Genomic DNA, 21,178 nt, shown 5'->3' with positions numbered 1-21,178 from the left:
TCAGTTTCTGTTAACGCTGTGATTCCAGGTGGTTGCGGATCTCGTCGAACCCTTCGGCAACGACCGAACGCATCTGTTTTGCTCGTGCGATCAAATCGATAAGTTGCCGATGAGTCTCCGGTGCCGCAAACCGGTTGCCATCCTGCTTGGTGATCATCTCGAGCCTGTGCAGCAACTCCGGAATCTCCTGAACCAGGAGCGGCACGATTCCTTTTGCATCCGGACGAATTCGTTTGGTGATTGCCTGAATCAAATCGCGTTCGTCGCAGCGAGCAGGGGCGGAAAGGTGACGAGGCCCCGTGTCTTCCAGCTGGTGATCCAGCTGATCCACGTCTACCAGTCGTCCGAATGGCGACACCGCGTCGCGTGCTTTCTTCTGTCGATCCTGTGTCTGCCCCAACAGAGTCCTGGCCTTCGTATTGTCCGGATCAATCCTCAGCACAGCCTGATAACATTGCTGGGCCAGTTTATTGTTGTTCATCTCCGCATACAGCAACCCCAGATTCAGATGAGCGTGGACCATGTCAGGCTTGAATTTGATGGCTTCCTTGTATGCAGACACAGCCATTGTATTCAGCTTCAGAGCCTTTTGAGCCATCGCCATGTTATAGTAGCCCTCGGGATTCTGGCGGTCCCGCTGCAACCCTTTGCGAAGCGCGTCAACCGCCTTCTTGTGCTCCCCCATTTTATTCAGCACTGCCCCAAGGTTAATCCAGCCTGAGGCCCGAAACGGATCGGCCTGACTCAGCTCCCGAAACGTCAACACTGCGAGATCGTACTGCTTGCCGTAGAAGTAGACTGTTCCCAGCAATTCCAGCGCGTCTGCATCTCCAGGGAAATCGTCCAGCAGTTTCTGCAGCAATTGCACAGCTCCATCAAAATCTCTTTTTTTGATTAAAGCGCGTGCGGCCGAGAGATCGGTGCTGTCTGAACTTGCCCTGGTCATCTGTCAGTTCCTTATCGAGACTGTAAGCTTGAGCGCATTTCCAGAATCCGCCCAATGTACCACAATTTTGATCCCTGACACCAAGCCAATTTTTCCACGACTACGAATTGAAACGCCACGATGTGAGCAATCATGAACAGCCAAATTGCAAAAGTCCCCGGAGTTTTCACCATTGCGTACGCGCGAAGCTCACCCCAGGGGCAATGCTGAGCGAAATCGGAGGCTTCCTGAGTAAATCCTCAGCTCGGGCGATTCCTGACCTTCAAACTCTGCCTGTCTTTACATGCTGGAAAGACAGGTAAAGTTTTCCCCCGCGATTCGTCAGCAGTCAAGCGCATAACCACTCCAGTCGATCCACGAGTCATATCGAAAACCTTGCGCGTCGGCGCAGCGGGCAGCCGGTCTGGACTCTGTGAAGAATTGGTGGGTTCTGAATGTTCAAAACAATGCTCCGAACCTCGATGACTGCGGTCACTCTGTTCGCTGCAACCTGCTGCGTTTCAGGGGATGCATTCGCCGACAATCGACAAACTCCACTTGTCAGGGCAGTTCAGCAATGCCGTCGTTCTGTGGTCAATATCCACACAGAAAGGCTCACCGCCGACGAAAAGGAATCGAGATTCTTCAGCGCTAAGCCACGCAAAGTCACCGGAATGGGGACTGGAATCATTGTGGATGAACGGGGCTATATTGTCACAAACTATCATGTGATTCAGGATGTCGATCGAATTCTCGTCACTCAGGAAGATGGCACTTCATTTGATGCGAGACCGGTGTCATTCGATCGCAGACAGGATCTTGCCATCATCCGTATCGAAAGTCGCGAGCCCCTGGATGTCATGCCCATGGGCACATCTTCGGACCTGATGCTGGCAGAAACCGTCTTTGCTGTTGGAAACGCCTACGGATACGAACACACCGTGACATCAGGAATCGTGAGCGCACTTCATCGTGACGTAGAAGTTGATGAAACGCAGTCTTACGAAAATCTTATCCAGACAGACGCAAGTATTAATCCGGGGAACAGTGGTGGACCACTGCTGAATCTGGAAGGTGAAGTCATCGGGATTAACGTTGCCATTCGCGCCGGGGCACAGCGAATCGGTTTCGCAATTCCAATTGATGATGCCCGACAAACCATCGCGCGTCTGATGAGTGTTGAAAGGCTCAACGGTGTCGCACACGGCCTGACGACACGAGATGTTAAATCGGCAGATGCACTGACACTCGTTGTCGATTCCGTGGCACCGGGCAGTGATGCAGACTTGTGTGGAATCCGAGCCGGTGACGTGCTGCAATCCGTCCGTGGGATCACCATCAATGATGGCACAGACCTTGAACGATCTCTTCTCGACATACCTGCCGGCCGAACGCTTGATGTCCTGGTTCAGCGAGGGGGTGAAGAATACACCCTTTCCTATACGATTGGAGCGGGACGGTCGGTTGGGAACTCGTACGTTTCTGCAAAGTCCGGTTCAGGCCTGGAGGCGAAGACTGTTTCAACCACAGGTCCGTCTCTGCCTGTCCTGACAGAACCTGAAGCCACCGCAGCCGAACCCACCCCGGATCCGGTCGTCGCAAGAGCGTGGGAGATGTTCGGGATCCGCCTCGAAGCGCTGGATGACAAGGACATGCGTTCTGTACAGGGACGTTACAAAGGCGGAATGAAGATCAGTAACGTTCGTCAGGGCGGTCCGGCTGCACGACATGGACTTCGCAATGGAGATATCCTTGTCGGTCTGGACGACTACGAAACGCTGGGGCCGGCTAACCTCCGCTATATTCTGAGCGAAGATCGCATCCGAACCATGAACTCAATCAGCTTTCTCATTGTTCGAGCTGGTTCGGTTCCGCCACTCACCGGTGCGATCGATCTCCGGGGTGTGCAGCGTTAGAAGCCCGTTAAAAAACAACCCGATGCGTCAGCGACCGATCGAGGACCGGCAAACGCTTGTAAAGACGTCCCACGCCGACACGGTACTATTGTGTGCGTTCTCAGTAGGGGCGTTCCGTCGATGATGAACTCTCCTGTCCTTCGTGCAGGTCGGAATCAGCGGTCACTCCGGAAGAATCGCGACGTGTCTGCTCACGCAGCCATGCGATAATGTGTCCGACGAACAGATTACGATTTTCTTCAAACTCCAGTGTGTGGCGCGCCTGGGGATATCGGTGCATATGGATGCAGTTTGAGGAGAAGGTCATGATCCGCCTTTGAGTGCGATCGTTATCGATAATCTGATCCTGCCCCGCCAGCATCAGCAGGAGCGGATGTGCGATGTGCCTGCACCGCTCACGAACGATCATATCCAGATGGTATCCGCTGTTAATGAAACCACTCGTCACGGTATGCAGCGCAAGCGGGTCCGCGGCGATCGCTCGCTGCCAGAATGGGTTCGCTGTAAACATTGTTGGATCGGATAATGGCACCGGCACCTGTCTGCGGCGAACGTCGAAATCTCTTGCCGCCCGCAACTGGATCCGCTGCAGGAAAGAAGGTTGCAGACGCGGCTCCAGCCCAGGGTACAGGAATGCCAGTTGATCAATTTCATTCGGGAACAGAGCGGCCGTCGCAGCCGCAATCTTTCCCCCCCAGCTAATGCCTGCAAGACAAAGTGGCATCCGCGGTTCTGAGACCTTGCCTTCGGAAATTGCTCGCGCGTGCCGGATCAGCGTTCGAACATCATTCACCAGACGCAATCCGTGATCTGCGTGGCCTCGATCAAGGCCATTGACGCCGGATCCCCTGCGGTCCGCGAGATACACATCAAAGCCGGCATTCGCCATGTGCCACGACGAATATTCATACCAGCCCGAATGACTTTGAATACCGTGCACCGCGACGACGATGCCTCGAGGTGATTGCGCTTTCCAGTGCCGAAATTTCAGTTTGTATCCGTCGGAGGCCGTGACAGTTCCGAATTTCCCCGATCCACGAATGCCGTCGGGCGTGCCGATGGGCTGGCTCAACGCTGTATCAAACTCGCGGCTCATGCTGGCCTGTCCGATTCGGCAATGTGGCTTTGAAGTCGCATCGAAAGCTCCGTCACTTTCGCGAAATCTGTGCCTGCCACGCTCCGGATTCCGGCAATGTCGTGGGGTCTCCGTTCAATAAACGCTGCGCTTCGCGCAGTACAAATTCCGGGTCCATGAACGGCTCGTAGCTGATATCCTGCCAGCGAATTCGCCCCTGACGGTCAATGACAAAGGTGCCGTGCAGAGCTGCCTTCTCAAAGTCGTCATAGCAACGGTATTTCCGAAAGACTTCCATTTCAGGGTCGGCAAGCAGAGGAAACGGAAATCCCTTTTCGTAACTCTCAAGAGCATTCTTCAGCTCTTCCTGCTTGTCCGTGCTGATGGCAACCACATCGAAACCTGCCTCCTGAAATTTTTGGTATTCGGGAGCAAACTTCTGAAGCTGCTCAGCACAATGCAGGCATCCGTAGCCAAGATAGAAGATGACGATCAGAGGGCGTTCTCGGTAGTCTGACAATGACCGAGTCTTGTCCTCCATATCCCGAAGCGACCATTGTGGAGCCGTCACAGGCTGCCAGCGGAACGGCCCCAGGGAATCAAGGTTTGGTCTGGCTCCGATATCATCCGCGAACTTTTGATCGACACGCCAGTCAGCTTCAAACCCCAGTTGCTGTGCGATGGGAGAAAGCCGCGAGAAGCATGGAATATCCAGATCAATTGTTGCCGAAATCTCCCTCAACTGCTCGAACGCCTTTCGAGCTTCATCCTTCCTGTCAGCGTTCCAAAGTGTTTCGACCTGTGCCGCCAGCGGAAGAACTTCACCTTTACTTGTGCGAACACGGTCCGCAATTTTCTTGATTGCATCATCAACTTTACCTGCGGAGACCATCACTGCAACTTGTTCTTCGACAGACGTTCCGTTCGCTTTTTTCAGCAGTTGCAGGGCATCATCAAAACGGCCTTCACCGGCTGCAAGTCGCCCATCAATTTCATCCAGTGCCCGCTGAACTTCATTCAGACGGCCACTGAACTTGTTCATGGCGTCTTTGCGAGCTTTCGCGACGGCCTTCTCATCCTTTTTGGCGTCCTTTGCTTCCTTCTCTGCTTTGTCGCCGGCGGAATTCTTTTCCGCAGTTATCTTTTCGTGCTGGGCCGTTAATGCCTGCACGATGGCAAGGGCCTGATCTTTTTGACCAGTCGCGGCGAAAGCTGCTCCGACAGCACGATCTCTTGCCAGGTCTTCTGTTTCGCTTCCGGTATTCTCCAGCCATGGCGTATCTTTTAACGCCAGAATCTGCTCGTGCATTGCGTAGGTTCTCAGGACCTGAATCAATCGTTGCCGACCGTACTTGTAGCTGCCTGATTTGTCGATGTGGTTATACTTTGGGTGCCGAGGCATCGACATCATGTTTTGCGCCAGGGCAATGGCATCATGAACGCGACCGATGTAGATCAGATTGCGAATACACCATTCGTTGTTGTGAGCAAAGTTGTGAATCTGGTCCGGAAGAACCAGGTCCTTCATCATGTGGGCATGGTCCACTCGAGCGGACGCTTCCTGTTGATAGACGGCATCGTGGTATCGCTTTAGTCGAGAATAGATGTGGCCCGGCATGTGCCACATATGGGCAATCCCGGGAGCCGCAAGTCCCCCGCGGGCTGCTGATTCCAGCGCCTTCTCCGGCTTCTTGCCGTCCCACAGGTGAATGCGATAGTGGTGAACCGGGTGCAGTGGCTCAACATCCAGAACATCCTGAATCATGGCATCGATCGTCAGATAAGAGACAGTCTTCAGACCATCGCTTCGTGATGACCAGAAGAATTCCGTCATGAATGCTTTTGCTTCGATGTCATCCGGAAACTCAAACAACAGTGACTCAAGATCGCTGATGTATCGCTCGCACCGGTCTCGTTTTTCGTCTTCTGATCCGGACTTGGCATTGATGAAGCGATCGAACGCTTCGATATAGAGACGTTCACGTCGGCTTGCCTTATCTTTTCGCGCCATCGCCTCCTTGATGAATCCCTTCGCTCGGTCTGCATTCTTACGATTCGACATCGCCATGCCCCAGTACGCGATCGCGCAATCCGGATCGAGCATGGCAGCCTGCCGAAACGAACGCTCGGATTCGAAGTACCAGAATCCGTGAAGTTGAGCGACGCCCTGCTCCAGAAACCTGCGAGCCTCATCGCTGGCGGTTGTCACTGGAAAGTGAACAATTCCCATCCCGTCCATCAGGTAAGCAGCCTGCCGCGGCCCGTCGTTGAAGACCTCGCCGTGAACGGAATGCCCTTCAGGCAGAGAATCCTCGGACGCCTTTGCTGCAGGATCCGGATTCTCAGCGGGTGCCGGGGCCTTTGTGGTGTCCCCATCCTGAGATTCGGCTGCGGTCGCGGACGGCGGGGTTTGGTTGTCCGGGACCTTTTCGTCTGCCGCTGCAATCGGAACTGTCGTCGAAGCGATTATCAGCAGACCTGAAAGCAGCAGACTTGCAGCACTCTGCATTTTACGAGACATCATGGAACGAAAATACATGGCGGGATCCTGTTACCACAGGGCGTTGTCCGAAGTTCGGAGGTTTGGTGAATCGGACGAATCCTGACGATTCTCCGCTCCAGAACACGAAGGCGGGAAAGAGCAATGATCGCTGAGTCAACCGGTTTGAGCGCCAAAGCGTCAAGAATCATTCTGCCGTCGCAAACACGATCAGACAAGCCTGGCGAACGCCTGTAGCCACAATTTACGGGACACCAGCAAACCAGAACCGAATGGTTCCTGCTGAAAAATTCAGCAACTTCAGCAGATTGTCGTAAGAAGTTCACGGGGAATTGAGCCTTACAGTTGGCCGGAACGTCGGCAAGGATTACAAATCCCGAGCGTTTTGCGCACGAATACGCTCGAAACCGAATGTTTATGGCTCCACGCCAATTGGTACAACGCCTTCAAAACGACCCACTCATACAGGCGGGAATCACTCGCCATTCCGGCATTGTTCGTTTCTTTTCCCCTGTCGTTCGCAGACCGGTACTCCGGCGACGCGAACGAAGTGTGATCGAGCGATTTCAAATGCACCTAATCGGATCCTAACGTTATGTCTCGAATCAATGATGCATTCCACACGGCATTGTCCGCCAACCGCATGACATTCATGCCTTTTGCCACTGCCGGAGACCCCGATCTGACGACGACCCGAGAAGTGCTGCTTGCACTCCGAGATGCCGAAGTCGACATGATTGAGCTTGGTTTCCCGTACAGCGACCCAATTGCAGATGGTCCCGTTATTCAGGCTTCTTACACTCGCGCCTTGGAGAATGGCGTCACCGTCAATGGCATCTTCGAAATGATGGACACGCTGCGTGACCAGTCCATGCCACCAATTCTGGCCATGGTTTCCTACGCCATCATCTTTCGATACGGTGTCAATGCGTTTGCAAAGCGGGCCGCCGAAGCTGGATTCAGTGGACTGATTATCCCCGATCTTCCTGCCGAAGAAGCCCGCGAAATGGACGAACTGGCCGCCAGCTATGATCTGGACACAGTGCAGCTGGTCGCTCCAACGACGGCACCGGAACGCGTGGCCGAGATTCTCGCTGCATCACGCGGCTTTGTGTACCGCATTTCAGTGGCAGGAACAACCGGCGTTCGCAATGAACTGCCTGCCGAACTGTCTGTACAGCTGCAGCAATTACGCAAACAAACGACTTTGCCGCTCGCCGTGGGATTCGGCATCGCAAGTCCTGATCAGGTTCCGTCGCTGCAGGGTGTTGCCGACGGTGTCATCGTCGGATCGGCGGTGGTCCGCAAAGCGGCGGAGGCTGCCAACGCAAAGGACGCAGCGGTTGCTGTAAAAGCTTTTGCTGAAGACATGGTTCGAGCCGTTCAATCGGCTTCGCCATCGCTGGCGACCGGGGTCTGACGGCCGCCCAACAGCGGTAACTTCACCGTCGTCTCCTTCACCGTCGTCTCCTTCACCGTCGTCTCCTTCACCGTCGTCTCCTTCGCCGTCTTTCCCCCGCTGTGCCACGCAGAGATGCTGGCACAGCGGAAGATTCGCGCGGGATCGAAGCCTCGCAAAAGCGGCAGAGGCGTCACGCCTTCAGGCGAGCTGTAATCTCGTCAACCACGCGGTCGACGGGGATTCGTTCCTGTTGCAGACTGTCCCGGTCACGGACGGTCACACACTTGTCAGTCGCAGTATCACCATCGACCGTGATGCAGAATGGCGTCCCGATTTCATCCTGCCGTCGATAGCGGCGGCCGATCGCTCCCTGCTGGTCGTACTGAACGTTCAGACCGGCCGCTTTCAGGTTTCCAAAGATTTCAGCGGCCTTTTCAGGCATGCCTTCCTTCTTGATCAATGGGAAGACGGCTGCTTTGACTGGTGCGATACGCGGATGAAACTTCATGACAAGTCGTTCCTGCATGACGCCTTTCTCGTCAGGCTGCTGATCTTCGTGATACGCCTCACAGATAAAAGCAAGGGTTGCTCGGTCAGCCCCGGCTGAAGGTTCGATCACGTGCGGCAGGAAACGCTCGCGGATCTGATCATCAAAGTATGTCAGATCTTTGCCGCTGCCACGATGCTTTGGTGAACCATCAGGCAGTTTTTCAACTTCCAGTTCACCCGCAGCATTCTTAACCAGCTTGCCTTCCTGGTGAGATCGCAAATCGAAGTCGCCTCGGTGAGCAATCCCTTCCAGTTCGCCATACTCGCCATCGTCAAGGAACGGGAAGGCATACTCAATATCAGCGGTGCCAACAGAATAATGAGCGAGTTCGTCAGGATGATGGTCTCGCAGAATGATTCGATCCCTGCTGACTCCCAGGTTCAGGTACCAGTTATAGCGACGGTTCTGCGCCAGTAGGTGTACCAGTCACGGGACTGGTCCGGGTGACAGAAGAACTCGATTTCCATCTGTTCGAACTCACGCGATCGGAATGTGAAGACACAGGAGGCGTGATCTCATTACGGAAGCTCTTGCCGACCTGACAGATTCCAAACGGAATCTTTACGCGGCTGCTGTCCACAACGTTTTTGAAATTGACGAAAATGCCCTGAGCGGTCTCTGGCCGCAGAAACGCCGCATCGTCCTCCGTTCCGAGCGCTCCGATGATGGTTTTCATCATCAGGTTAAACTCTCTTGGTTCGGTTAATTGACAACCCGTGTGTTCGCCCACCATCTTGCTTGGCTTTTGCGGGCAAGGCGTGCTGACCATATGGTCCTGTCGAAATCGGCCTTTACAGGCGTGGCAGTCGACCATCATGTCATGAAACAGGTCGTAGTGTCCGGAACACTTCCAAACCTGCGGATGCATGATGATGGACGATTCCAGTCCGACCATTTGATAAGTTGTTGGTGCGCCAGCAGGCTGCAGCAGCTCGTTATGAGCCTGGACCATATCGTGGTACCAGACATCCCGAACGTTTCTTTTGAGCTCTGTGCCCAGTGGACCATAATCCCAGAATCCATTCTGGCCGCCGTAGATCTCGGAGTTCTGGAAGATAAATCCCCGGCGTTTGCACAACGCGACGATCTTGTCCATCGAGCGGCTCATCTTGTCCTGTTTCCTGTCTGAAATGATTTTATGACCCAAGTGATGTAATTCATGACCCGTCCCGACATTCGCCACGCGTCATGAGAACCTTTGTGTATCGGGCAATGGAGACTGGTCGTCGCAGTTCCGAGACAAAGGATTCCCGCCGGGAGTTCGGGGATTGTAGAGAGGGCCAGGATCAGCGCAAAGTCCCATCCGTAAAGCCGTGGACGAAGCGGAATCGTGCCGAATGTGGGAAACTCAATCGACGTTCACGGTACGGTTTGGACCGTGTGCTCGGATCCCGGGACCTCACCCGAAATCGGTTCCCCATTCACGCGATCGAAGCCGGAAGACGACGCAGCATGAACAGATGCGATCTCCAGTGTCGGCAACAGGGTGCTCTGCAGCTGTTCAAGCAACCGGCGATCGTGGATGCTGAGATCCTCCGGATCGTCTACGGCTCTCAAACAGAGCTTCAACGATTCGGTCGCTTCCTCGCGCCAGCCTGCTTTGCATCGTGTGCATGCCGCATGGATCAGGAATTCCGGCCTCTGATCCAGTGAATAGGCCGCTGCTTCATAGAGGATCGCATCGTCATACCTTTCTGACAGGCGGAGAGCAATGCTCAACAAATGATAAGCAGAAGCATCCGCGGGGTGATCATTCACAATCTGAATAGCGGGATCGACCAGATCCCGCCGAGCCTGATCGCTCCATGACAGCAGTGTCAGGACACGGCGTACGGAGGATTCATCATCGGGATGCTCCCTCCAGACTTTTTCAGCAGCATTCAATTCGAAATCGAAATCCACATTGAGGTCGGGAGCCCGATTCTTCAGGCTGGTTCTGACGCCCCTCTCCTGATGCTCGTCAATGGATGATGGTGTGTCCGACGAATCTTGTTTCAGTTGTCTGAGGTAGTCCCAATAGACCATTTCCCCCGGTTCCATAACCACAGCGCGAGCCAGAACCTGCTGACCTTCAGTAACCCTTCCCTTCGAAACCAGCCGGGCTGTCGCAAACAATGAGCGAAGTAATGACTGAAACGATTGGCCATTGACAGAATCCACGATCGCATCCAGATCACCATCGCGTCCCTGTCGGCTTGCTGCCGTCGAAACCTCGGTAACAAGTGAGGGCAAGAATCCGGCAGAATCCTGAATCTTCAGCAAACCGGAAACAGCATCTTCAAATATTCCGGCAGCCGCCTGAGCACGAATCAACCATACGCGAGCCTCGTCTGCTTCCCCGGAATTCATGAGCAAATGACTGGCCGTCTGCATGGCCAGCTCTGGCTGATTCGTCTCCAGCAGCAGTTCCGTAAGCTCGACCAGACATTTCCTTCGCACGAATTCGTGCCCTGCGTATTTCTCGGCATCCTGCAGAAGAAGAATTGCGGAGTCTGTTTGCCCCTGTGCCTTCAGAATTCGTGCGTGGAGAATTGACCTCAGTAACTTGTGTTTGCTGTTATCCGGCAGTGCGTCAACCAGCTCGGTTGCAGCGTCATTCTGCCCGATTGAAATCAGTACTTCTGCCAGACGACCAGTTGCAAATTCATCATTTGAACGCAACTCCAGACACTGACGGTACCAGCGTGCTGCTGCGTCAGGCTGCTCCAGTCGCTGCGCCAGATCCCCGAGGAGGGCCGCCTTCCTGTAGGTATCTTCTAACGACAACTTCGAAAGTTGAGCGTAGCAGTATTCTGCCATGTGCCGTACATCCGGAGTCAGGACAGGATTCGTCCGAAAAATGAATTCGGCCAGATCTTTGATTCGATCCGGATCACCGGGATCCAGCTGACTCGCCCGGTAAAACGCCTGCCCGGCGTCGCGAATTTGATTTGAATTCAGCAACAACCATGCTCTCGCGACTTCGGCTTCTGCCGGTCGATTTCGCCGCATCTTTTCAGCGAGTTGCAGCGCAGCTTCTGTGCCTTCTTCCTGTTCTGCAATCTGAATAAGTCCATGCCACGCGTTTACATTTTGTTCATCAATTTCCAGGGCTGTTTGAAACGCTTCGCGGGCCGGTTCCACCTCTGATAATTGTGCATGACAGGTGCCCAGAATCGTAACCTGTTCGCTGGTTGACAGGTCCCCCTGCATTCTGCGAAGCTCGGCCATTGCCGATTGAAAGTGGCCCAGCTGGAAGGCCGTCCTGACGTACTGCATTCGGGTTTCCGGATCATTGCAGCCCTGTTGCAAAGCTGCCTCCAGCAATCCCATAGCCGTCGACAGAGAGGCAGCATCAGATGATTCGGCCAGAATAAGGCTGGCGTATTCCTGAAGAGGCTCTATTCCGCAGGATCCAAGTGCAAGATGAGTTGAGTAGCACTGAGTTGCATCCGAAACGCTGCCCTGAGCCGCGAATGCCCGCGCGTCGTTCAACAGTCGTGTCCTGATCCGATGAACCTGGAAACCATGGACGGCCATCAGAACTCCGGCAGATGCGACGACCCCAGCCAGTCCGGCAAACACCCAGCGCCAACGGATTGTGATTGGTTGAACATACATTAGTTTTTGTCCCGTCCCCGCAACTCCCAGGTCCACCTAACTGTCCCTTGAAAAACAGGGACAGGCACGCAAGAGGACTGGAAACCATCGTGTCTTAAGGTCTCCCGCTCGAGGCAGTCCCGTTTTTCAAACGGCTGTTCACCTGATCGGATTTGCAATCCAACGCGGCGATTTACTTATGGATGACTTCCAGCCAGAGCAGTGTTGATATGTGGCAGCAGTTCCTGCATGAGCAATTTCGCTGCACCGGGGCCAGAGTCGGAGAAACCAGTCCGGACCCATTGTTCTGACAGATACAGTTTGTGCAGATGCGGGGAACCGGCAAAGAACAGGCGAGGATTGTCTGGTACCTGCCAATTGCTATCAGATCTCCACGCCCAGTAGACCCGGACGAAAGTTGAGTCGTCGACCGCAGTATTTCTGAAGTCAGCCTGCAGAAATCGGTCATCAAAATCAGACGGCAGAGGCGCCCAAATCGAAGGAGAACTGGTCGCGTGATATCCCCGCGCGGTGAAGCAGGCTGTTGGTGGGTGTACCGCAACAGGGCCGGATTCTCCGGTCACCAGCAGCAGATGAACGGTCGCCCCCGTATCGAGATGCTTGTATTCGCGCTTCACATAACCACGAATTTCTCCGACATTCAGTTCCACATCCGAGAGTTTCTGGTCAATGGATGTCCATCGACCAACCTGCGGAGGAATCTCAGTGAGTCGCTCGACAGCATCAGCGATGGCGGGATTCGTCGACCAGCGATCGGTCCTCCAGCCATGTGCCAGCCCTGTAACGGCCACCGTCACGATTGCAGCCAGCAGGAGTACGCGGGAATTCATCAGGCAACTCCTCCTGAAGAGGTTGCGGGGTTTGCAGGGACAATCGCCGGGCGACTGAATGCGTATTGACCTGAATGTGCGGGGAATACGAGCGAAAGGTACTTGAGTTCTGCGCAAACCAGCCCCAGTGCCGCGGGCATCATTAACCAGCCTGCAACGTCATGAAATACCTTCTCGGCCAGTTCGCGGCCTGCTACCGAATACAGGACGCCAGTCACCGTGATTCTCACCACGTTGCAGAATAGTGCGATCGGTACGGCGCTTAGAATGACGAATAGTTTCTCAATCCAATTGCGTTCCACAACCAAAGCAATCGCAGCAGAAACTGCAAAAAACACCACCAGCATCCGCATTCCACTGCAGGCTTCAGCAACACCCAGCACGTGTTCTTCCACGCGGATGAGGTTTCCGTTACGAATGGCAGCAATTCCCAGGATCTGAAGCAGAAACTCCGAGCATCTGCCTGCAAGCGACTGGAGGGGCATTGCCATCGCCGTCTCAAGGGAATACGGCATTGGAATCATGAAGGCCAGGTACGCCACCGCCGGGAGGCAAACACGGAACAGCCATCGCCCTCCCAGCAGGAGTGATATCCCCATCAGAATAGGGAGCATCGAAATATGTTCGAGCCATTCAAAATACAGATGCGCGCCCAGGAGATAGGCTACTGCACCGGACGCCACAAGCAATAACCCGGTCCATGCTGGATGCGATGAAGTCCTGGAGACCTTAGATAACCGAATCCACAGAATGTAAGCGGCAATGAATGGGACAAAGTAGCCATGCGAATACTGAGGGTCCTGAGACCAACGCACGCCAAGCACCTGAAAAACAGGCCACCATGCCCAGGCGAAAACCACGGCAAGAATACCTATGAGCCCAAAGGGAGTCTGCCCGGAAGATAAGAGGTCTGGCTGACAAGAATCAGATTCTCTGGTTTTTATCATGCCAAAATCCACTCCTTGAACAATCACTGTGCCTGACGATCTGTGAACCGTCGTAAACCACCGTTTGAATCCGTGGAATCGCCGACGTCTCCGGCCTTCATCTGCCACGGCCGGATCAAGAGAAGCTGCGGCTCACGCCGCAGCTCTCTCATTGATGCTTACCTCGCAATTCCGAGGTTCGCAACATCCGATCAGGCAGGATCCTCCAAACTATGCTTCTGCGGTTGTTTTTGCCGATCGATACCGCCGAAATCCGGCAGCAGCCAGTGCCGTGCCCATCAGCACCATCGTCCCTGGTTCCGGAACAGCTGGTGTTCCACCACCACTGGTCGATCCACCACTTGTCGTGCCACTGGTTGTAGAGGTCGTCGTGTAAGTGGTTGTCGAGCCCCAGCCGCTCGATGTTCCGCCTCCGAAAAAGCCAGACCACGACCATGCGGCTTCGCATGGCTGCCCCAGCACGGCAACGATTGCTCCCGTCAGGAACAATGCTTTCACCGTTTTCATAACTCTTCTTCCTTTCATCTGTTCGATGACGATGCCGCAGCCAACAATGTCTGCGATCGAGGGCAACAAACCATTGCCCTCATCCAAATGCGAGCTGCGATGACCACCGCCCGTTCGGACGTAACCAAGTCTTCCCGCAAAGAGCCATGCAGGCAAAAAACTTAGAGCAGTATTAGCGCTATTGCCGGAATCAGTTGGTCAGGCTTCGCATCGGTCAGAGCCGTTGCCACAACTCAACAAGAAGGGTTGCCAACAGGCAACGAATCCGCACAGTCCTGATTTCCGATTCGACAAGCTGTCCGTTGAAGAATCGGAACAGACACGGTGGACGGCTGTAAACCTTGCACTTTTGAGGTCTCCTGCTCGAGCCGGTCTCGTTTTGAACAGGCTGTCAGGTGGCCGTCGATCTGTGGAAGAACCCATATCTACGGTCATCACGCCCCCGGGCAAAGATTCAGGACTGTCACACTGCGGAATGAATTCATCCGATTGACAGGAACCCGGAAATGCCGACTCGAAGAATTCGCAATTCGCGGCTGGAGCCTTAGCAAACGAGGATCTCACCGAATCCGGTTGTACTCGACAGACTCTTGCTCTTGTTTATTCCGGGTTCAGGCAGTTGTGTTGACCGCGTGGAACCATAGCGGAGACAGGATTCCCACCTGCCCCCGCTCACAGGCCAAGTACCATACACCTTCTCAGCACCGGCTTGGTACATCATCAGTGACCAGCCACTTCAAACCGGTCCAGCTCCATGACCTTTGTCCAGGCGGCCACGAAGTCGTGCACGAATTTCTCTCGTGCGTCATCAGCGGCATAGACTTCAGCGATGGCTCGCAGTTGAGAATTCGAGCCGAAGATCAGGTCGACTCGGCTGGCCGTCCACCGGACTTCGCCTGTCCTGCGATCGCGACCTTCGAAGAAGTGGTCGCACACGGCCGACTTCTGCCATTCGGTATCGATGTCCAGCAGATTCACAAAGAAATCATTCGACAGTGTTCCCGGTTGCTGAGTAAACACGCCCAGTTGAGCAAGCGGGCCGGGGCCGGAATTGGCGTTGAGAACACGCAGACCGCCGATCAGAACGGTCATTTCAGGAGCCGTCAGACTTAGTTTGTGAGCTCGATCGATCAGCAGTTCTTCCGCAGGCCGATCAATTTCGCGCGCGTGAAAGTTCCGGAATCCGTCCGATGTCGGTTCCAGTACCGAGAACGATTCGACGTCCGTCATTTCCTGAGTCGCGTCGGTTCGACCGGGTGTAAACGGAACAACAGTCGGAACGCCCGCCTCTTTCGCGGCCTGTTCAACGGCAGCACAACCACCCAGAACGATCAGGTCCGCCAGCGAAACCTTCGTTCCGTCAGATTGAGCGTTGTTGAACGACTGCTGGACGTTTTCCAGCACGTTCAGCACCTTTGTCAGCTCGGCCGGGTTGTTGACTTCCCAGTCCTTCTGTGGAGCAAGGCGAATGCGAGCACCGTTGGCGCCGCCGCGTTTGTCGGTTCCCCGGAATGTGGAAGCCGATGCCCACGCTGTCCTCACCAGCTCCGACGCTGACAGGCCGGAATTCAACAGAGTCGTCTTCAGTTCGGCAACCTGTTCCAAACGGACCAGCTTGTGATCCACCTCTGGCACCGGGTCCTGCCAGATCTTTGGTTCAGGAACGTCTGGACCCAGCAGTCGCGAGACTGGTCCCATGTCGCGGTGTGTCAGTTTGTACCATGCATTCGCAAAGGCGGCCGCAAATTCGTCCGGGTTCTCATGAAAGCGTTTTGAGATCCGGTTGTAGACCGGGTCCATCCGCAGGGCCATGTCCGTGGTGAACATCATCGGTGCATGCGACTTGTTAGGGTCGTGAGCATCCGGGACAGTTCCTTCGGCGGCGGGATCGGTCGGCTTCCACTGCCACGCTCCGGCCGGACTCTTCACCAGATCCCAGTCATATCCGAACAGATTATCGAAGTAGCCGTTTGACCATTGTGTCGGCGTGGTGGACCATGCTCCTTCCAGACCGCTGGTGATCGTGTCTTCCGCGTTCCCTTTGCCGAAGGAGTTCTTCCAGCCCAGCCCCTGCTGCTCGATTCCGGCCCCTTCCGGTTCCGGCCCCACATGTTCCGCACTGGCCGCGCCGTGTGACTTTCCGAACGTGTGTCCACCGGCGATCAGTGCCACAGTTTCTTCGTCATTCATCGCCATGCGAGCAAATGTTTCTCGAATATCTTTCGCGGCCTCCAGAGCACTCGGCTTGCCACCGGGGCCTTCCGGATTCACATAGATAAGTCCCATCTGTACGGCAGCCAGTGGATTCTGCAGATCGTGTCCATCGCTGTAACGATGGTCTCCCAGCCATTCGCTTTCCGGCCCCCAGTAGATGTCTTCCTGAGGCTCCCAGACGTCTGCTCGCCCGCCGCCAAAGCCCAGCGTCTGAAAGCCCATTGATTCCAGAGCGACGTTGCCGGTCAGAATCATCAGGTCCGCCCAGGAAATGCGTTGACCATATTTCTGCTTAACGGGCCACAGCAGTCGTCGAGCTTTATCCAGGTTGGCGTTATCCGGCCAACTGTTCAGAGGTGCAAATCGCTGGGTCCCGTAACCCGCACCACCACGTCCATCGGACACTCGATACGTCCCCGCACTGTGCCAGGCCATGCGAATGAACAGTGGGCCGTAATGACCGTAGTCAGCTGGCCACCAGTCCTGCGATGTCGTCATCAGTTCCCGAAGATCTTTCTTGACGGCTTCCAGATCCAGCTTCTGAAATTCTTCGGCGTAGTTGAAACCATCGCCCAGCGGATTGCCCTTCGCTGAATTCTGATGCAGGATGCGAAGGTTCAGTTGTTCGGGCCACCAGTCGCGGTTCGACATGGCTCCGGCAGCCGTGTGGCGAGCCATCGCGGGCTGAACATTTCCCATCACAGGACATTGGCTTGGATTCATAGGTTTGAGGCTTTCTTTGAGGGTTTCCGATTCGTCGGCCGAAACGGTCGCGACAGTGATCAATACCGCACTGACGAACGATCCACAGGCAATAATCGCTGGCTTTTTCATGGTTTCTCCTTTAATCAGGCAGGCTTTAGCTCTTCCGAGGCTCCTCCGGACTCAACCGGCTAACTGTCCGTTGAAAAACCGGGACAGTCACGCAGGCGGACTGAAAACCATCGTGTTCTGAGGTCTCCTGCTCGAGCCAGTCCCGGTTTTCAACAGGCGGCTAACAGATTATTGGGCGCATCGACGGATTTACCCAATGCATTCCTGTACTACAATTGATGCACTGAATGCATGGACTTGATAACGGAGCCATTCTGTGGAACTCGATCAGCTCAGATACTTCCTGCAAATCGCGGAACGAGGCAGCTTCTCACGCGCGGCGGAGGATCTGACGATTTCCCAGCCCGCGCTCAGTCGTTCGATTCAGAAGCTGGAGGCCGAACTTGGTCAGCCGGTGTTCGAACGCAGGACACGGTCCGTTTCACTGACAGATGCCGGAACTCTGCTGCAGGCCCGAGCACAGCAGGTGCTGACCATTCTGGAAGACACGAAAGCGGAAATCACAGATGACGGCGCAAGTGGTCGCATTCGAGTCGGCGCGATTCCCACCATCGCTCCCTACTTTCTGCCCCAGGTTCTGCGTCAGTTTTCAAAAGAGTTTCCGAAAGCGACGCTGATCGTTCAGGAAAGCACGACCGACGATCTGCTGAAAGCCTGTACTCAGGGTGAAATTGATCTGGCGGTTCTGGCGCTGCCTGTTCCGGTGCGGTACCTGGAAGTGGAGGAACTGTTCGAAGAAGAACTGCTGCTTGTTCTGCCGCCGGGACATCCTCTCACAGAAAAAGCCAGGATCCGAGTCAGCGATGTCAAAGCGTATCCGTTCGTTCTGCTGGATGAAGCACACTGCCTGTCGGAAAACATCGTGTCCTTCTGCCGCCAGCGTTCCTTTCAACCCGTTGCTGTGGAGAAAACCAGCCAACTGACAATGGTTCAGGAACTGGTTTCACTCTCTCACGGCGTCTCCATGATCCCCGCCATGGCCCGCGACGTCGACCAAAGCAACCGTCGAGTCTACCGTTCATTTTCCGGACAAAAGCCCATGCGTACGGTGGCTGTCGTTTGGAATCCCTACCGCTTCCAAAGCCGACTCATCCGCATCTTCCGGAAGCGCCTGCGCCAGTTCCAAACGGACAAAGAGCCGGGAGCTTCATGCAAATTCGATGAATGAGGAAATTGATCAAAGGGACATTCAACACAATGGCAGCCGCGCAGCGATGTTTGAGCACAGGCGTGCTAATGGTAGCGAACTTGCTCTTATCCACAGATCGCACGTTCAGTGCCGCCCGTTTGGATTGAGTTCGTCACTGAAGTCCCACCGGACGCTCCCCCCTTCCAGCAGGAACTGTTTTTATGAACCGCCACTTTCTTCGAGAAGCGATTCGGTTGTCGACTGAAAAGATGGAATCCAACGAAGGCGGCCCTTTTGGTGCTGTGATCGTGCAAAACGGGATCGTCGTCGGTCGAGGATGGAATCGTGTTACTTCCACGAACGATCCAACGGCCCACGCAGAGGTCATAGCGATCCGGGACGCATGTTCGCATCTGAAAACATATTCACTGGACGGCTGCGAGCTCTACAGTAGTTGTGAGCCCTGTCCGCTTTGCCTGGCTGCCGCGTACTGGGCTCATTTAAACCAGATCTACTATGCGGCCACCTGCGATGACGCCGCGGCCGCCGGATTTGATGATCGGAACTTCTACAGTGAGATTCGGAAGCCGGCAGAAGAGCGCACACTTCCCATGCAACAAGCTCTGCGTGAAGAAGCACTTGTCGCTCTGCATGCATGGACAAAGAAGGAAGACCGACTGCAATATTGATCCGTTTGGTTGTTGTCGGTGATTAGCGTAACGTTAACAGCCTGCTGAGAGACGGGACTGGCTCGAGCAGGAGACCATAGATCACGACGGTTTCCAGCCGTCCAGCGCGTCTGTCACGATTCCTTGACAGACAGCTGGGACAGAGTATCAGCCGTTTCAAGGAGTTGATGTTTTCTATCCACGACAAAATGACTGCTGTCAGCTGGCCGTTCCAGGGCATCTGAACATAGCTCCCCGGAATCGACGCATGTTTGTTTGTCCCACTGAGTCACGGATTCCGGTTCAACATCGCTGTAATCAACATCGCTGTAAATCGTGACTGGGCAGCCTGCATCGGGCAGGCCCGAGGTGTGTGAAAGGCAACCCTGAACCGCAGTGCTATGACCTTTGATGATGCAGCAAAGGGAAAAAGATGGCAGAATACGGCCCCACCGGGTCGTGAAACTGTCAGGGAATCAGATTGGCAAATCAGAACCCTCCGGAGACTTTCGTCAGCCAGCCGCGGAAAGTGATGTATGCAGAAAGCGAACCGAGTTCCTCGAAACACGCAGAGTGACAACTTGTGGCGGCCCGGTCGGCGCACTGCCATGGCAGCCGGTACCCTGATGGCGTTACAGGGTTTCTGGGGAAGTGTGTCGTCGGTGGCGTCAACGTTGTCGCCCATTTCGCAGTCGCGGAGACGCGCGAAGTCGGTAATCCTGATCTTCAACTGCGGTGCTCCCAGTCACACCGATTTGTGGGACATGAAGCCGAATGCACCATCGGAAGTCCGTGGCGAATTCTCACCAATTTCAACAAATGTCAGCGGCATCGAGATCTCGGAACTGCTGCCCGAAGTTGCAAAGCGGATGGATCGTCTGGCCGTGGTTCGCACTTTGCATCATTCACACGGCGGGCACAATTCCGGCATGTACTGGTCCACTGTCGGAAAGCCCTATCGAATTGACAGTACTCTGATCAACCCCAGTCGGGCCGACGTTCCTTGTTTTGGCACACTGGTAAACTGGCTGGCTCAGCGCGACGGCTATTCAGGAAGCGTTCCTCCGTATGTCATCACTCCGCAGCCGCACTGTGACAGCTTTGCCTATCTGACTCCCGGACAGTTTGGCAGTTGCCTGGGAAGCCGATTCGATCCGTTTGTGTTGAATGCAGATCCCAATGCGAAGGGGTTTCAGGTGAAGAGCCTGAGGCGGAATGATTCGATCAGTGCCGAGAGGATGGCCAGTCGAAGTTCGCTGCTTGATTCTCTTGACCTTCATTCGGTGGCACTGGCGGAATGCGATATGACTCGCGATCTGGATGTTCAGCGTGCAAAGGCAATGAATCTTATTGCGACTGGCCAGGCGGCAGATGCTTTCGATCTGTCACAGGAACCGGATTCTGTTCGTGATCGATATGGTCGCCACAGCTGGGGACAGTCTCACCTGCTGGCCCGCCGACTGATTGAAGCGGGCAGCCGTTTTGTTACGACGGTCAACGGTCCGTCCATTACATGGGACACGCACAAAGACAACTTTAACCAGATGAAGAATCGGCTGGTTCCTCCTATGGAACGAGCTTACGTGGCCTTGCTGGATGATCTGAAAGAACGCGGCCTGCTGGATGAAACTCTGGTTGTCTGGATGGGCGATTTTGGTCGGACACCCAGAATCAACAAGGATGCTGGACGAGATCACTGGCCGCAATGTTATTCGATGGTGCTGGCTGGTGGTGGTATTCGCGGCGGTCAGGTGATTGGTGAATCCGACAAGACCGGAGCTGCTCCAAGACTGCGACCCGTGACACCAGCCGATATTCACGCCACCGTCTTCGCCGCACTGGGTTATGACGCGAGTCGGATCATATACCAGCTGCATGACGGACGGCCGGCCATTGTCAGTGATGGTGATGTGCTTCAGGAACTGTTGACCTGAATATTCAAACGTATTGTCCCCGCCCTACTAAGGTGTTTTCGGACCACATCGTGTTGCTTTGTCTGATCTGACTTTCTTTTCCCCGGCAGTTTCTCTTCGCCGTTTTATCTGTTCAGGCAATTCGGGATGGAAGAAATGCAATCATGT

At 54.7% G+C, this 21,178-nt stretch carries 15 protein-coding genes; 5 read left to right on the top strand and 10 right to left on the bottom strand.

The window, feature by feature from the left end:
- Positions 1-10 precede the first annotated feature (10 nt).
- On the bottom strand, positions 11-946 hold the full coding sequence (locus tag R3C20_06580; protein MEZ6040151.1) for a tetratricopeptide repeat protein: 936 nt from the start codon (positions 944-946) through the stop codon (positions 11-13).
- A 446-nt stretch (positions 947-1,392) separates the two neighbouring features.
- Between R3C20_06580 and R3C20_06575 the strand changes: the two genes are divergently transcribed.
- Complete coding sequence (locus R3C20_06575; protein MEZ6040150.1) at positions 1,393-2,841, top strand: trypsin-like peptidase domain-containing protein; 1,449 nt, start codon at positions 1,393-1,395, stop codon at positions 2,839-2,841.
- 100 nt (positions 2,842-2,941) lie between these two features.
- Here R3C20_06575 and R3C20_06570 read toward each other — a convergent pair whose 3' ends face one another.
- Positions 2,942-3,937, bottom strand: a complete 996-nt coding sequence (locus R3C20_06570) for an alpha/beta fold hydrolase (GenBank protein MEZ6040149.1) — start codon at positions 3,935-3,937, stop codon at positions 2,942-2,944.
- A gap of 52 nt (positions 3,938-3,989) precedes the next feature.
- Positions 3,990-6,455: a redoxin domain-containing protein gene (locus R3C20_06565; protein ID MEZ6040148.1), complete on the bottom strand. Its 2,466-nt coding sequence runs from the start codon at positions 6,453-6,455 to the stop codon at positions 3,990-3,992.
- 556 nt (positions 6,456-7,011) lie between these two features.
- Between R3C20_06565 and trpA the strand changes: the two genes are divergently transcribed.
- Complete coding sequence (gene trpA / locus R3C20_06560; GenBank protein MEZ6040147.1) at positions 7,012-7,836, top strand: tryptophan synthase subunit alpha; 825 nt, start codon at positions 7,012-7,014, stop codon at positions 7,834-7,836.
- A 172-nt stretch (positions 7,837-8,008) separates the two neighbouring features.
- On the opposite strand, the gene R3C20_06555 is transcribed toward trpA, so the two are convergent.
- The 7 genes from R3C20_06555 to katG all read right to left on the bottom strand — a co-directional run bounded on the left by R3C20_06555 (position 8,009) and on the right by katG (position 17,300).
- Positions 8,009-8,587, bottom strand: a complete 579-nt coding sequence (locus R3C20_06555) for a His/Gly/Thr/Pro-type tRNA ligase C-terminal domain-containing protein (protein ID MEZ6040146.1) — start codon at positions 8,585-8,587, stop codon at positions 8,009-8,011.
- 172 nt (positions 8,588-8,759) lie between these two features.
- Positions 8,760-9,476, bottom strand: a complete 717-nt coding sequence (locus R3C20_06550) for a hypothetical protein (GenBank protein MEZ6040145.1) — start codon at positions 9,474-9,476, stop codon at positions 8,760-8,762.
- Between the two features lie 251 nt (positions 9,477-9,727).
- Positions 9,728-11,968 carry a hypothetical protein gene (locus tag R3C20_06545; protein MEZ6040144.1) on the bottom strand — a complete coding sequence of 747 codons (2,241 nt, stop codon included), beginning with the start codon at positions 11,966-11,968 and terminating at the stop codon, positions 9,728-9,730.
- 176 nt (positions 11,969-12,144) lie between these two features.
- On the bottom strand, positions 12,145-12,798 hold the full coding sequence (locus tag R3C20_06540) for an exosortase-associated EpsI family protein (protein MEZ6040143.1): 654 nt from the start codon (positions 12,796-12,798) through the stop codon (positions 12,145-12,147).
- The gene (locus R3C20_06535; protein ID MEZ6040142.1) at positions 12,798-13,745 is read right to left on the bottom strand and encodes an exosortase/archaeosortase family protein; all 948 of its coding nucleotides are present in this window, start codon (positions 13,743-13,745) and stop codon (positions 12,798-12,800) included. The genes R3C20_06540 and R3C20_06535 overlap by 1 nt, the downstream gene beginning before the upstream one ends.
- Positions 13,746-13,955: 210 nt before the next feature.
- Complete coding sequence (locus R3C20_06530) at positions 13,956-14,252, bottom strand: PEP-CTERM sorting domain-containing protein (GenBank protein ID MEZ6040141.1); 297 nt, start codon at positions 14,250-14,252, stop codon at positions 13,956-13,958.
- Positions 14,253-14,972: 720 nt separating this feature from the next.
- Entirely contained in the window at positions 14,973-17,300 is a 2,328-nt protein-coding gene (gene katG, locus R3C20_06525; protein ID MEZ6040140.1) for a catalase/peroxidase HPI, read from the bottom strand.
- A 256-nt stretch (positions 17,301-17,556) separates the two neighbouring features.
- On the opposite strand from katG, the gene R3C20_06520 reads away from it, so the two are divergent.
- The 3 genes from R3C20_06520 to R3C20_06510 all read left to right on the top strand — a co-directional run bounded on the left by R3C20_06520 (position 17,557) and on the right by R3C20_06510 (position 21,031).
- Positions 17,557-18,468: a LysR family transcriptional regulator gene (locus R3C20_06520; GenBank protein ID MEZ6040139.1), complete on the top strand. Its 912-nt coding sequence runs from the start codon at positions 17,557-17,559 to the stop codon at positions 18,466-18,468.
- 182 nt (positions 18,469-18,650) lie between these two features.
- Positions 18,651-19,118: a nucleoside deaminase gene (locus R3C20_06515; GenBank protein ID MEZ6040138.1), complete on the top strand. Its 468-nt coding sequence runs from the start codon at positions 18,651-18,653 to the stop codon at positions 19,116-19,118.
- Positions 19,119-19,633: 515 nt separating this feature from the next.
- The gene (locus R3C20_06510) at positions 19,634-21,031 is read left to right on the top strand and encodes a DUF1501 domain-containing protein (GenBank protein MEZ6040137.1); all 1,398 of its coding nucleotides are present in this window, start codon (positions 19,634-19,636) and stop codon (positions 21,029-21,031) included.
- Positions 21,032-21,178: the final 147 nt, after the last annotated feature.

The sequence above is a fragment of the Planctomycetaceae bacterium genome (assembly GCA_041398825.1).
Lineage (GTDB): Bacteria > Planctomycetota > Planctomycetia > Planctomycetales > Planctomycetaceae > F1-80-MAGs062.
This window is presented reverse-complemented; position numbering and strand designations above follow the sequence as displayed.

Excerpts from the sequence above, each read along its gene's own strand:
- R3C20_06580 (MEZ6040151.1), bottom strand. The coding sequence starts at position 946 with ATGACCAGGGCAAGTTCAGACAGCACCGATCTCTCGGCCGCACGCGCT.
- R3C20_06575 (MEZ6040150.1), top strand. The coding sequence starts at position 1,393 with ATGCTCCGAACCTCGATGACTGCGGTCACTCTGTTCGCTGCAACCTGC.
- R3C20_06570 (MEZ6040149.1), bottom strand. The coding sequence starts at position 3,937 with ATGAGCCGCGAGTTTGATACAGCGTTGAGCCAGCCCATCGGCACGCCC.
- R3C20_06565 (MEZ6040148.1), bottom strand. The coding sequence starts at position 6,455 with ATGTATTTTCGTTCCATGATGTCTCGTAAAATGCAGAGTGCTGCAAGT.
- trpA (MEZ6040147.1), top strand. The coding sequence starts at position 7,012 with ATGTCTCGAATCAATGATGCATTCCACACGGCATTGTCCGCCAACCGC.
- R3C20_06550 (MEZ6040145.1), bottom strand. The coding sequence starts at position 9,476 with ATGAGCCGCTCGATGGACAAGATCGTCGCGTTGTGCAAACGCCGGGGA.
- R3C20_06545 (MEZ6040144.1), bottom strand. The coding sequence starts at position 11,968 with ATGTATGTTCAACCAATCACAATCCGTTGGCGCTGGGTGTTTGCCGGA.
- R3C20_06540 (MEZ6040143.1), bottom strand. The coding sequence starts at position 12,798 with ATGAATTCCCGCGTACTCCTGCTGGCTGCAATCGTGACGGTGGCCGTT.
- R3C20_06535 (MEZ6040142.1), bottom strand. The coding sequence starts at position 13,745 with ATGATAAAAACCAGAGAATCTGATTCTTGTCAGCCAGACCTCTTATCT.
- R3C20_06530 (MEZ6040141.1), bottom strand. The coding sequence starts at position 14,252 with ATGAAAACGGTGAAAGCATTGTTCCTGACGGGAGCAATCGTTGCCGTG.
- katG (MEZ6040140.1), bottom strand. The coding sequence starts at position 17,300 with ATGAAAAAGCCAGCGATTATTGCCTGTGGATCGTTCGTCAGTGCGGTA.
- R3C20_06515 (MEZ6040138.1), top strand. The coding sequence starts at position 18,651 with ATGAACCGCCACTTTCTTCGAGAAGCGATTCGGTTGTCGACTGAAAAG.
- R3C20_06510 (MEZ6040137.1), top strand. The coding sequence starts at position 19,634 with ATGCAGAAAGCGAACCGAGTTCCTCGAAACACGCAGAGTGACAACTTG.